Source organism: Legionella oakridgensis ATCC 33761 = DSM 21215, assembly GCF_000512355.1.
Taxonomy (GTDB): Bacteria; Pseudomonadota; Gammaproteobacteria; order Legionellales; family Legionellaceae; genus Legionella_A; species Legionella_A oakridgensis.
In genome coordinates, this window is record NZ_CP004006.1 from 698,559 (window position 1) to 711,623 (window position 13,065).

Sequence of the window (13,065 nt, forward strand, 5' to 3'; positions counted from 1 at the left end):
TGCCCTTAACGAGCCTTAAAAACCAGCAAGGCCCAGTCATCCTGAATTAAGGTATCCTGGTGGGTATATAGAGCTTGATAGGCATCAATGACTTCAGCCTGTTGTTCTTTTAAAATCCCTGAAACCACAAGAATTCCATGTTTTTTAGCAATTCATGGAACCGTGTTTTTAATGCAAGCAAAGGTGAAAGTAGTATATTAGCGATGAGTAAGTCTGCTGGAGAAGTAAGCGATTCAGGAAAGCCGATGGTTAATGTGTCCTCGGCAATGAGATTTTTTTGCGCATTATTTCGTGTTGCAACCAGGGCTTGTTCATCAATATCCACGGCATTTACGTGTTGGGCACCGAGCTTCAGAGCTGCTAGCGCTAAAATTCCGGAACCACAGCCGTAATCAATTACCGAGAGCTTATCAAGCGGCGTTTGTTCCAGCCAGGTAAGGCAAAGGGCGGTGGTAGGATGGGTGCCCGTACCGAAAGCCAATCCTGGGTCAAGAATTAAATTAACGGCGTTTGGCTCAGGGGATGTTGACCAAGATGGGCAAATCCACAAACGTTTACCAAAACGCAATGGCTTAAAATCATCCATCCAGGCTCGTTCCCAATCTTGCTCTGGTACGGATTGGATGATGGGAGACAAATGCGTATTTTTGGCAGTCAGCAGTTCCAACGCTGCATTGGCGTCATGAGATTTAGCGTATAGCGCCTGAATGATGACGTTAGGCCATAACGGTGTCGTGCCCAATTCAGGCTCCAGAATGGGATCATCTTGCTTGTCTGTGAGGGTAATGGATAATGCCCCAGTGTCTTCCAGCAGTTCGCTGAGGTACTCCACATCATCGCGATGACATTCAATTTGCAATTGCAACACAGTTATTCCTTCAGCAGCTTTTCTAAATAATGAATATTTGTCCCGCCTTGTATAAATCCTTTGTCGTGTAAAATGCGCTGATGAAGTTCAACGTTTGTTTTGATCCCTTCAATGATAATTTCATCCAGGGCATTCCTCATGCGTGCAAATGCCTCTTGACGAGTTTCACCATAACTAATCAACTTACCTATCATAGAATCGTAGTTAGGCGGTACCGTGTAACTGCTATAAATATGAGAGTCAAAACGAATGCCAGGTCCTCCGGGTTGGTGCAGCAAGCGTATGGTGCCGGGGGAAGGCATAAACGTTTTGGGATCTTCCGCATTAATTCGACATTCAACGGCATGGCCATGCCATTTGATATTTTCCTGCGTCAGGGTAAATGGTATGTCGCTGGCGATCTTAATTTGTTCTTTTATCAAATCAATGCCGGTAATTAATTCAGTGACAGGATGTTCAACCTGAATACGGGTATTCATTTCAATAAAATAGAAACAACCATCTTGATACAGAAATTCAAATGTACCAGCACCCCGGTAATTTAATTCACGGCAGGCGTTGACCACACGTTCGCCTATTTCTTGACGTAAGGCTGGTGTAATGCCTGGAGCAGGTGCTTCTTCAATGACTTTTTGGTGACGCCGCTGCATTGAACAATCGCGCTCACCTAAATGAACGGCATTGCCTTTACCATCACCCAATACCTGGAATTCAATATGGCGGGGGTTTTCCAGAAATTTTTCCATATAAACAACAGGATTGTTAAAAGCGGCTTTGGCTTCACTCCGAGTTAAAGCAATGGCGTTCAGAAGATTGGCTTCCGTATGCACCACTCGCATGCCGCGGCCGCCACCGCCGCCAGCGGCTTTGATAATGACGGGATAGCCTATTTTTTAGCCAATGATAAATTCCGCTGATCATCATCGGATAATGGACCATCTGAACCGGGAACACAAGGAACACCGGCTTGCTTCATGGCATTGATGGCAGAAACCTTGTCACCCATTAAACGAATGGTTTCGGCGCGCGGGCCAATGAAACAAAAACCGCTTTGTTCAACAATTTCGGCAAAATCGGCGTTTTCAGCAAGAAACCCATAACCCGGATGAATAGCGACAGCGTCCGTAATTTCCGCAGCAGAAATAATGGCTGGTATATTTAAATAGCTTTTTTGAGAATTAGCAGGTCCAATGCAGACGGTTTCATCGGCCAGGCGCACATGCAGTAAATCCTTATCCACTTCCGAATGTACGGCTACTGTTTGTATGCCAAGCTCTTTACAAGCGCGCAAAATACGAAGAGCTATTTCGCCGCGATTGGCGATAACAATTTTACTCAACATAAATCTGACCCCTTATTCAATGGTAAATAAAGGTTGGTCATATTCAACAGGGTCACCATTGGCAACATGAATCGCAGTAACAACACCGGCACGATCGGCTTCGATTTCATTGAACATTTTCATTGCTTCTATGATGCAGAGCGTGTCACCTGCTTTTACGGACTGGCCGATGGTAACAAATGGTGCTGCATCGGGTGACGGAGCAGTATACATGGTACCTACCATCGGTGAACGCACCTTATGACCGGAGGTGGCTGGTTCATGAGTTTTGGATTCTGCTGAGGGGGTAACCGTTGCTGGTGCTGCTGGTTGTGGCATCACAGGAGGCAGATTGAAATGTCTGACTTGCGCCGCGTCTGGTATATAGCTATGGCGACTAAGACGAACGGATTCTTCGCCTTCTTTGATTTCAATTTCAGAAATGCCAGTTTCTTCTAATAACTCAATGAGTTTCTTTATTTTACGTATATCCATTGCTAGGGACTCTCTTTACTTAAATTCATGAATAATGGCTTGTAATGCCAGCAGATAACCATAAGGACCAAAACCACTGATGACTCCTTGAGCAATATCAGAAAAATAGGAATGATGACGAAACGATTCGCGTGCATGTATATTGCTGATATGTACTTCAATGAAAGGAATGTTTACCGCTAAAAGCGCATCACGCATGGCAATACTGGTATGGGTGTAAGCGGCTGGGTTAATGATGAGATAATCCATTTGTTCTTTTTTGGCGTGCTGAATGGTATCAATGAGCTCTGATTCGCTGTTACTTTGTTTGGCGTTTAGTAGGAGGCCAAATTGATTGGCGTGTTGCTGAAGTTGCTCATTAAGTTGACTTAATGAAGTCTGGCCATAGACCGACGGTTCACGCAAGCCTAATAAATTCAGGTTGGGGCCATGAAGAACGAGTATTTTTTTCATTAAATCGCAATCGATTACAAGATGTCGAAATTTTGCCTGAAATTCGGGAGTATGTCCATATGTACGATGATCTCGACATAATATCGGCACGTTAGCCCCTAATTCTCCGGATTTATCCAAAATCCTTGTCTTGTGTAAAAAGACACTGGGCGCCTAGTATATTGCAACTGTTTCATGGAAAACAATGGATTACTCAACTCGCATAATGAGCATGATTCACTTATATTATTATTTATTGCCGTTGGCTTAAGTGCTGAACAGGTTTTCTGTGGTATGTTTTTTAAATGCCTTTTACATAAAAGGTGTGGAATGATAATAGCGGAATGATTTCATGACAACCCATATTACCGATGTAACTTTGCGTGATGCGCATCAATGTTTGATTGCAACCCGTTTGCGCACAGAAGATATGCTGCCGGTTTGTAAGAGAATGGACAGCGTGGGATTTTGGGCGATGGAAGTTTGGGGAGGGGCAACGTTTGATGCTTGTTTGCGCTTTCTTAAGGAAGACCCATGGCAGCGGTTGCGGCGGTTGCGAAAAGCGATTCCTAATACGCCCTTATCCATGCTGTTGCGGGGGCAAAACTTGCTTGGATATCGTCATTATGCCGATGATGTTGTTCGGGAGTTTGTACGATTGTCGGTAGACAATGGCATTGATGTATTTCGAGTTTTTGATGCGCTCAATGATGTTCGCAATTTGCAAGTTGCGATTGACGTCATCAAGCAATATAAACGTCATGCACAGGGGGCAATTTCCTATACAATCAGTCCAGTACATACTTTGGAAAATTTTATTGAGTTGGGTAAGGCAATGGCTGATATGGGTTGTGACAGCATTGCAATTAAAGACATGGCGGGATTATTAACCCCTACAGCCACCGTGGAACTGTATCAAGCGTTATCGCAAGCAACACAATTACCTATTCATCTACATAGTCATTCGACTTCTGGTCTTGCCAGCATTTGTCTTTATCAAGGAGTTCTTTCGGGTTGTAACCATATTGATACGGCTATTTCTTCATTATCCGGTGGTGCTTCTCATCCGGCGACGGAGTCATTAGTTGCTGCATTGGCAGGCACCCCGTACGACACTGATTTAGACTTAAATCTGTTGCTGGAAATAGGAGATTATTTTAAGGACGTGAGGAAGAAATATCAGCAATTTGAAAGTGAGGCACAACGCATTGACCCACGTGTGCAGTTGTATCAAGTTCCTGGGGGAATGATTTCCAATTTATACAGCCAGCTAAAAGAACAGCAGGCTTTGGATAAAATAAATGCCGTTCATGCCGAAATTCCCAAAGTCCGCCGCGATCTGGGATATCCACCGTTGGTAACCCCCACATCACAAGTAGTAGGGACGCAAGCTGTATTGAATGTGTTAACTGGTGAGCGTTATAAAACCATCACCAATGAAGTCAAATTATACTGTCAGGGGAAATATGGTGCAGCTCCGGGAAAGATCAGTGCAAGTTTGCGTAAGAAAGCCATTGGTAGAACAGAAGCAATTGATGTCAGGCCAGCTGATTTATTGCCGCTAGAGCTTAAGCGTTTACGTAAAGAGTTAGGCGATTTGGTTGAGAACGATGAAGATGTATTATCCTACGCCATGTTTCCTGAAATTGGTCGTCTTTTTTTAGAAGAACGTAAGCATAATGCGTTAAAACCTGAACCATTGATATCTGGCAAAGATAAATCAGAACAACGTGGAATGTCAGAATTTGATATTGGCCTGCATGGGGAGAGTTATCACGTTAAAGTGGCCGGTTTTGGCATACGGGAACAAGCGCGGCAGGCTTTTTATTTATGGGTAGATGGGGTTCCGGAGGAAGTGATTGTTCATTATGTTGAACCTGATCCTGATAAGGCGATAAATACGCTTCCTTCTTTGAGAGAGTTTGGACCAGGAGATATAAGAGTGGCTATGCCTGGCACCATCGTCAATATTCAGATAAAGGCAGGAGATAGAGTTGCTGCAGGGCAAGTGTTGCTTGTGGTAGAAGCGATGAAGATGGAAACAGAAATTCAGGCGCCAAAATCAGGTGTGGTGGAGGAAGTACTGTGCCAGAAAGGCGAGCGGGTGACGCCAGAGCAAGTTTTGATTCGTCTCTCTTTAGACGCTTAGTTATCAAAAACTGTGCAATGGATTTTTGCTAAATTAAATTTTGTTGAGTAAATCTCATTTATTTAATAAGTAGTGCTATGCTTTTCTTTGCTGTCGTTCTTTCTGTCGGTTATTGACTTAAAAAATCTGTAAAGAAACAAAATCATTATATTTGATGAAATAAGGATATCCAGGCATCTTAAGGAGAAAGAAATGCACCGAAAATCTCGCTTAGTTTCTGTGGCTCTTTGCTTTACGATGAGTTTACCTTTAACAGCTGCCCAGCCCGTGGCTCTGTATCGTGCTTCTTTGGAGGGAATACAGCAGAATTTTGCCTTCATGCTTACGAAAGATAGTCATTCTCTAAGTACGGCCATGAATACGTTGGAAGTGGTTAAACAGCGAACGGACGAAAATCAAATTACCCATGTGCGCATGCAACAATATTATGCGGGTGTTCCAGTATTTGGCGGCTATGGAATACTTCATAGCGCCCAACCGGCTGAACAATTTTTAAGGGCAGGCAATAACACTTCGGGTAATAAAGTAACGATGAATGGAGTTATCTATAAAGGCTTGGAGGTTGAGTTGGGGCATCCTTCCCCTTCCTTTATGCAGCATGCATCTATTGCTTTGCAACAGTTTAAAGAACAGTATCGCCATCTCCCAACGAGCGAAGAAGAAGTGGCACCCATGGTTTACATTGATGATAATCATCAGGCATTTTGGGCGTATAAAGTCAGCTTGCTCGTACAACATCCAGATAAAATACCAACGCGGCCAACGGCTATTATCGATGCAGTAACCTATACTCCGTTTGTTCAATGGAATGATATCAAAACGGCTATGCTGATTAATGCCAAGGGTGTTGGTTTTGGCGGCAATGCTCGCACCCGAAAATTTGAGTATGGCAAAGGGTTTCCTTATCTTGCTGTCAAGCGCGATAAAGTGGCTGGGATTTGTTATATGGAAAATGCAGGTGTGAAGGTGGTGGATATGCAGCATTCTTATAAAAGTACAAATAAAGCAATGCAATTTACTTGTCGCCAGCCTGATCCATCTCGCCCTAATACGTATTGGACTGGTTATCAAGCGGACGGTTATGATTGGGAAAATGGTGCTTACTCACCCACGAATGATGCTTTATACGCTGGCATGATTATTAACCGAATGTATAAGAGATGGTTTGGGATTGACCCCTTAACTTCGGCAGGCAAACCAATGCAATTGATTATGCGTGTTCATTACGGCAATGGTTATGAGAATGCTTTTTGGGATGGAAAACAGATGACCTTTGGCGATGGTGATGCGGTCATGCATCCTTTGGTTTCCTTAGGCGTTAGTGCTCATGAAATTAGTCATGGTTTTACAGAGCAGCATTCAAATCTTGTCTATTTTGGCCAGGCTGGTGGTATGAATGAAGCTTTTTCTGATATGGCAGCTCAGGCTGCAGAATATTTTTCCAAACGCAAGAGCAGTTGGAAAATCGGTGCTGAGATTTTAAAGAAAGGTAGTGGTTATAAAGCGCTACGCTTTATGGAGAAACCCAGTCTGGATGGTTCTTCAATTGACAAGGCAGATGAATATTATAGTGGTTTGGATGTGCACTATTCGAGTGGCGTATATAACCGTTTATTTTATTTATTGGCTCATTTGCCTGATTGGAATACGCGTAAGGCATTTGAGGTGATGGTTAAGGCCAACATGGATTATTGGACTCCTTATTCTTCTTTTGATGAAGGTGGGTGTGGGGTGATTAGCGCTGCTCAAGATCTTGGTATATCGACAGAGCAGGTAAAACAATCCCTGGATATGGTGGCTATTAATTATCAGCAATGCGAGGAAATTTCGTTCAAATCATCAGAAAATACGGCTAAATTTTCAGTGCATGCCACAAAACAAGAAATTTAGTCAGGATGAACAGTCTTTTGTTTGCAAACCTTAAAGCCGCTGGGTGCTGCAACTTGTTTTGTAGTAGCCAGCGGAACCGTAAATCAGAACATAATAAGTGCTGGCTATCTGGGTTTTCATGAGAAGGTGCGACACTAATACGTTAGTTTTTTATATTCTCTGCTTCTTACTATTTTCATCCTGGCAAGCATGCTATATGCTTATAATTTTATTATTTAAAATCAATATATTAGTATTATTTTTGAAGATAAAAAGAGTTCATTATGACAACCAAGGTTTATTTATGGTATGTATAGAACCTATAATTAAAGGATTTATTTGATGAGCCAATTTCTTATCTTTGTGCTGGTGGGCTTTGCTGCGCAGATTGTTGATGGCGCTTTAGGTATGGCTTATGGAGTGATGAGTACAGGGGTTTTAGTGAGTTTAGGTATCCCGCCAATGGTTGCTAGTGCATCCGTACATACGGCAGAAATCGCTACGACTGGTATTTCAGGATTGTCACACGCCATGTTTAAAAATATTGATTATGATTTATTCAAGCGTTTGGTAATTCCTGGCATTATTGGCAGCATTATTGGGGCTTTTGTATTGACCATTATTCCTGTTAATGTCGCAAGACCGCTGATTGCTGTTTATTTAATGGTGATGGGAGGGTTTGTTTTATATAAAGTATTTCAGGATGGTAAGTTGTTGCAAACGATTAAAAACGTTATTGTTAAAAAAGTCAAAAGACGGGCATTACCATCAAAACAAGCACGTGGTTTTATTCCTTTGGGTTTTGCAGGCGGCTTTTTTGATGCATCCGGTGGGGGTGGTTGGGGTTCCATTGTGACTTCCACGTTACTGGCGCAAGGTACAACGCCTCACTATACCATTGGTTCCGTTAATTTGACGGAATTTTTAATAACCATCAGTACTTCAGTGACTTTCTTTTTTACGATAGGGATTTCTAATTGGTCTATTATCTTTGGATTGGTTGCCGGTGGCGCTATTGCGGCGCCTTTTTCAGCCATCATTGTTCGATATATCCAACCGAAAATCATTATGTTATTCGCAGGAATCATCGTTATTTTATTAGGTATTAGCATCATTATTAGAATATTCTTATAAAAACATCCTGTTGGAATTTTTAATGCTAATTAAAATTTATTTACTTAAAGTAAAATAATGGCCTATGCTAAAACAATATTGAGTACTGTTATTTTTTGCGGTGGTTTATCAATATAGTTAATTCAGGTGAGTGCAATGCAGCATTGCAAGCGGACAGTATCGCTAATTACATATAATATTCATAAAGGCTTTGGTGTTGGAAAAGTGCGTTTTTTGCTGCCTGAAATGAGAGAGGCCATTGCCGCTTTAAATCCTGATTTTGTTTTTCTCCAGGAGGTTCAAGGAGAGCATCTTCGTCGCAAAAAACGCATTGATGCCTGGCCGGAGTCCCCGCAGTTTGAATACATAGCCGAAGAAATCTGGCCACACTATATTTATGCTAAAAATGCTGTTTATCAATCAGGGCATCATGGAAATGCCATTTTAAGCAAATATCCTTTTGAACGTTTCGAAAATATCAATTTATCAACCATCAATCGGGCTTCCAGAGGAATTTTGCACAGTCAATTGATTTTAGATGACAAACAAAAAACCAAAATTCATCTGTTGTGTGTTCATTTAGGATTATTTAAAGCGGAACGAAAAGAACAATGCAAGACATTGATGTTGCGCATCAGTGAAGCGGTTCCGGAAAATGAGCCGTTATTGATGGCAGGTGATTTTAATGATTGGCGTATGCATTTATCGAAGCCATTAGCCAATGAGTTAGGCATTGAAGAAGCTTTTTTCTCTGTGGAAGGACAGCATGCGCGTTCCTTTCCAGCAATAAGGCCTTCCTTTTGCATTGACCGGGTATATTTTCGTGGAATGGAAGTTTGTGAGGTTGAGTGTTTACAAGGAAAGCCCTGGCGCATGCTGTCGGATCATGTGCCGCTTTTCGCACGCTTTGCTTTATTGACGGGCACTGAATCTGATTGAGAATCTGTCTTTCATCGTCTAACGATGCTGGAGCTAAAAACCTGATGACTCGAAGACAGGCTCCGATTTAAATATAGGAATAATATGGATGGTTGGGAAAACCCAACCATCGGATTAATATGGATTTTTATTCCATACTCTGCTGGTATTCTCCTAAGCAAGCCTTACTGTTTAGGCGAGCACGTTTAAGCAATGCTTTTTGAGCTTGTTCGATATTGTCCTGCTTGCCTCCCCATGCATGCAAACAATCTTCCTGAAGAGCGCGCCCATAGGAAAAGCTTAACAGCCACGGTTGTGGACTGAAGCTATTGATGGCATTTAAATTTTCGGTTGCTTGTTGTGGTGTTTGACCACCTGAAAGAAAATTAATAGAAGGTACGGCAGCAGGTACATGATTACGAAATATGCCAAGAGTGTACTCAGCTACCTCTTCTGGGGAGCTAAATGGCTTAACGTCTTTTCCGCAAGTAATCATACTGGGTTTTAGGATTATGCTTTCTAATTCTACTTGGTGAATGAATAACGCATGAAACAATTCGTGCAACACGATTTCCGAAGCTTCAGCACAATGTTCAATGCTATGATCACCATCCATTAAGACTTCGGGTTCAACAATGGGAACAATGCCTACAGATTGGCAACAGGCTGCATAGCGAGCAAGAATTTCAGCCCCCGCTTTAATGGCGGTCAGGCTAGGAGTAAATTCGGAAATCGAATAGACGTTTCGCCATTTAGCAAATCGGGCACCTTGTTCTTTGAAATGCAGTAGCCGTTCTTTTAAACCATCAAGTCCTTGCGTGACTTTTTCGCCTTCAGTATTGGCTAAATCAACCAGTCCTTTATCCACTTTAATGCCAGGGACGATGCCTTTTTTGTTGAATAATTCAGCAATTGGGGTTCCATGTTTGTCTTTATTTTGAAAGGTGTCTTCAAACAAAATAACCGCATTGATGTATTTTTCTAAATCAGGTGTTGTGGCCAGCAGCAGCCGATAGTTACGGCGATTTTCTTCATTATTTTCAGTATTAATGACGGCAAAGCGTTTACCAATGGTGCCATTGCTTTCGTCAGCGGCTAAAATGCCTTTTCCTGGTTGTAGTAATTGTTCCATGGTTGCTGATAAGTCTTCATAATGCATGATTTGATAATCTCCTGATTAAACGGTGGTGAGTTCTTGTTATTTGCCAGAAATATATTTTTCCCGAATAATGCTTTGCATGGCAAATCCTTTTTCTTTTAAATAGGCAAAGGATTCGTCGATCATTCCAGGGTTTCCACATAAATAGACAACATCTTCTGCAGGATTAAGGGCTAATTCATCAAATGAATGTTGTACATAGCCAATGTATTCGTGGGATTGCCTATTGTCTTGCGTTTCCCGACTTAAGTGTGCTCGAAAGTTAATCCGAGGGGAGGTGGCTGCCAAGGCAAGAAATTCATTGCCATATAAAATGTCCTCGCGCTTTTGCACTCCTTGCAGAATCACTATATTAAGTTCCGGATTTATTTGTAATCGGCGCTTTAATTCGGGAATCATGGCGCGATAAGGTGTTATTCCTGTGCTGGTAGCAACGAAAATATAACGTTTCGGCATGTCATCTTTCAGGATCAAACGACCAAAAGGGCCATTAATATGAATGGTATCGCCAGGTTGTAAATTAAACAGTAATTCTGTTCCGGGGCCTCCCTCAACATATCCTGCGGCAAATTCAATGCGATTGTCTTGGGTTGGAACATTGGCAATACTGTAACTGCGTCGCAATAATGTTCCATCACGTTCAAAATGGATGGTGATGAATTGCCCGGGAAGATAATGAAAAGCGGGTTCTTCGATGCGTCGAAAAATAAAATGTTTCACCTTAGGTGAAAGCATAAATGCTTCTTCCAAGATGATAGGAAAGGTGTTTACTGACATAATCAATCTATTGGATTCGAAAAAACATTAATATAGGCGAAAAATTACACTTTGCAAGGATTATAGCCATCTCTGTTAAAACTCTTGCAGGAAGAACTCCTGTTTGTATAATTATATTTCAATTTGATGAAAATGTATTTAGTAACCTCCGCACGTCACTAAGAAAGAAACAATAGTTGATTTACAGCAAATTTTAATTAATGCTTATAAAAAGAGGATGTTGAAAGTATAAATCAAAATGGTTTAATAAAATATGGAAAGGAAAGCCGCGGATAATGAGGCTTTTTATGCTGCCATTATCCAATCAAGTAACGATGCTATTATTGGAAAAGATTTAAATGGCATCATAACCAGCTGGAATATGGCTGCTGAACACCTTTTTGGTTATACAGCAGCTGAAATGGTTGGCGCATCAATTACATGCATTATCTCTTCCGATAGAAAACAAGATATTTATCAACTCTTAAAAAAAATTAAAGAAGATAAAAAAGTTGAGCATTATGAAACCGTATGTCGCAAGAAGGATGGAACGGAAGTCAAACTCTCTATTTCTCTTTCTCCCATCAAAGATCATACCGGCAAGATTACAGGTGCCGCTTCCATCGCACGAAAAATCCCGTTTGTAACAAGGGAGCAAAGGAAATTTGAGCTGGCTATAGAAGCTGCGCCGAATGGCATGCTCATGATCGATGATCAAGGCAATATTAAGCTTGTGAATGCGCAACTTGAGCGTATGTTTGAATATGCAAGAGAAGAGCTTTTAGGAAACCCGATTGAAATGCTTGTTCCAGAACGTTTTCGAGCCATGCATCCTCGGCACAGGCAAGATTTTTTTAAGAACCCGAAGGCTCGTTTTCTGGATGCCAGGCGTGAGTTATATGGTTTAAAAAAGGATGGAACAGAATTCCCTGTTGAAATTGGCTTAAATCCCTTAATTACAGAGGAAGGAAGTTTTGTTTTAGCGTCCGTGGTGGATATTACTGCAAGAAAAAGAGAACAGGAAAAGTTTCGTCTTGCGATTGAGTCTACGCCAGCAGGTATTTTAATGGTAAATAAACTGGGAGAAATTGAACTTGCTAACGAGCAAGTGCTAGAAATGTTTAAGTATACAAAAGAAGGGCTTATTGGGCAAAGAGTAGAAATTTTAGTGCCAGAGCGTTTTCGTGCGACGCATCCGCAATATCGAAATGTTTATTACCAGCAACCAGAAACACGGGCCATGGGAATGGGGCGCGATCTCTATGGCTTAAGAATGGATGGTACCGAGTTTCCGGTCGAAATTGGCTTAAACCCGTTAAAAACAGAATCTGGTATGTTTGTGTTGGCTTCCATTATTGACATTACAGAAAGAAAAGCTACTGAAGATAAAATTAGAAGAAGTAATACAGAATTGGAGCATTTTGCTTATGTGGTTTCTCACGATTTGAAAGCCCCATTAAGAGGAATTGCTACACTGTCGGAATGGATCATTGAAGAATATCAAGAGAAATTGGATGAAAAAGGACAGCATTACCTGGAATTATTGGATAGTCGGGTTAAAAGGCTGCAATCCTTAATTGATGGTATTTTGGAATATTCACGCATTGGACGTATTGAAGAAGAACCGCAAGAGATTAACTTGAATCGCATTATTGAGGATGTCAAGGAAGTTTTGGCACCTCCCAAACACATACGCATTGAAATTCAAAAGAATTTGCCAGTCATTTATGGAGCAAAAACCAATATTCATCAGCTTTTTCAAAATTTAATCAGCAATGCCATTAAATATAATGATAAAAAACAAGGAAGAATCGAAATTGGTGCTTTTGAGCGTCCCAAAGAATGGGAGTTTTTTGTAAAAGATAATGGCATAGGTATTGATGAGCAATATAAGGATAAAATTTTTGAGCTTTTTCAAACATTAGCCGATAAAGAACAATATGAATCAACAGGAATTGGGTTGACGCTGGCTAAAAAATAGTAGA

The 13,065-nt window shown here is 41.3% G+C and carries 9 protein-coding genes and 2 pseudogenes; 5 read left to right on the forward strand and 6 right to left on the reverse strand.

Going from position 1 to position 13,065, the window contains the following annotated elements; genetic code table 11:
* Nucleotides 1-5: 5 nt before the first annotated feature.
* The 4 genes and pseudogenes from prmA to aroQ form a co-directional block, all read right to left on the reverse strand.
* Nucleotides 6-874 (reverse strand): annotated as a pseudogene (gene prmA, locus LOA_RS03475) (50S ribosomal protein L11 methyltransferase).
* Nucleotides 871-2,210 (reverse strand): annotated as a pseudogene (accC, locus tag LOA_RS03480) (acetyl-CoA carboxylase biotin carboxylase subunit). The pseudogenes prmA and accC overlap by 4 nt, the downstream one beginning before the upstream one ends.
* Nucleotides 2,211-2,222: 12 nt before the next feature.
* Nucleotides 2,223-2,684, reverse strand: coding sequence for an acetyl-CoA carboxylase biotin carboxyl carrier protein (gene accB, locus LOA_RS03485; protein WP_025385156.1), 462 nt, complete (start codon nt 2,682-2,684; stop codon nt 2,223-2,225).
* Nucleotides 2,685-2,699: 15 nt separating this feature from the next.
* Nucleotides 2,700-3,137, reverse strand: a complete 438-nt coding sequence (aroQ, locus tag LOA_RS03490; RefSeq protein WP_025385157.1) for a type II 3-dehydroquinate dehydratase — start codon at nt 3,135-3,137, stop codon at nt 2,700-2,702.
* Between the two features lie 331 nt (nt 3,138-3,468).
* Between aroQ and oadA the strand changes: the two genes are divergently transcribed.
* The 4 genes from oadA (at nt 3,469) to LOA_RS03510 (ending at nt 9,186) form a co-directional block, all read left to right on the forward strand.
* Nucleotides 3,469-5,265, forward strand: a complete 1,797-nt coding sequence (oadA, locus tag LOA_RS03495) for a sodium-extruding oxaloacetate decarboxylase subunit alpha (protein WP_025385158.1) — start codon at nt 3,469-3,471, stop codon at nt 5,263-5,265.
* Nucleotides 5,266-5,457: 192 nt separating this feature from the next.
* Nucleotides 5,458-7,155, forward strand: a complete 1,698-nt coding sequence (gene proA, locus LOA_RS03500; protein WP_025385159.1) for a zinc metalloprotease ProA — start codon at nt 5,458-5,460, stop codon at nt 7,153-7,155.
* A gap of 321 nt (nt 7,156-7,476) precedes the next feature.
* Complete coding sequence (locus LOA_RS03505) at nt 7,477-8,268, forward strand: sulfite exporter TauE/SafE family protein (RefSeq protein ID WP_025385160.1); 792 nt, start codon at nt 7,477-7,479, stop codon at nt 8,266-8,268.
* Nucleotides 8,269-8,403: 135 nt separating this feature from the next.
* Nucleotides 8,404-9,186, forward strand: a complete 783-nt coding sequence (locus LOA_RS03510) for an endonuclease/exonuclease/phosphatase family protein (RefSeq protein ID WP_025385161.1) — start codon at nt 8,404-8,406, stop codon at nt 9,184-9,186.
* A gap of 127 nt (nt 9,187-9,313) precedes the next feature.
* Here the strand turns inward: LOA_RS03510 and LOA_RS03515 are convergent, their stop codons facing one another.
* Together LOA_RS03515 and LOA_RS03520 are read right to left on the reverse strand one after the other, a co-directional pair.
* The gene (locus LOA_RS03515) at nt 9,314-10,324 is read right to left on the reverse strand and encodes a class I fructose-bisphosphate aldolase (protein ID WP_025385162.1); all 1,011 of its coding nucleotides are present in this window, start codon (nt 10,322-10,324) and stop codon (nt 9,314-9,316) included.
* Between the two features lie 39 nt (nt 10,325-10,363).
* Nucleotides 10,364-11,101, reverse strand: a complete 738-nt coding sequence (locus LOA_RS03520) for a ferredoxin--NADP reductase (RefSeq protein ID WP_025385163.1) — start codon at nt 11,099-11,101, stop codon at nt 10,364-10,366.
* A gap of 253 nt (nt 11,102-11,354) precedes the next feature.
* Between LOA_RS03520 and LOA_RS03525 the strand changes: the two genes are divergently transcribed.
* Nucleotides 11,355-13,061, forward strand: coding sequence for a PAS domain-containing sensor histidine kinase (locus LOA_RS03525; protein WP_052335879.1), 1,707 nt, complete (start codon nt 11,355-11,357; stop codon nt 13,059-13,061).
* The last annotated feature ends 4 nt before the right edge of the window (nt 13,062-13,065 follow it).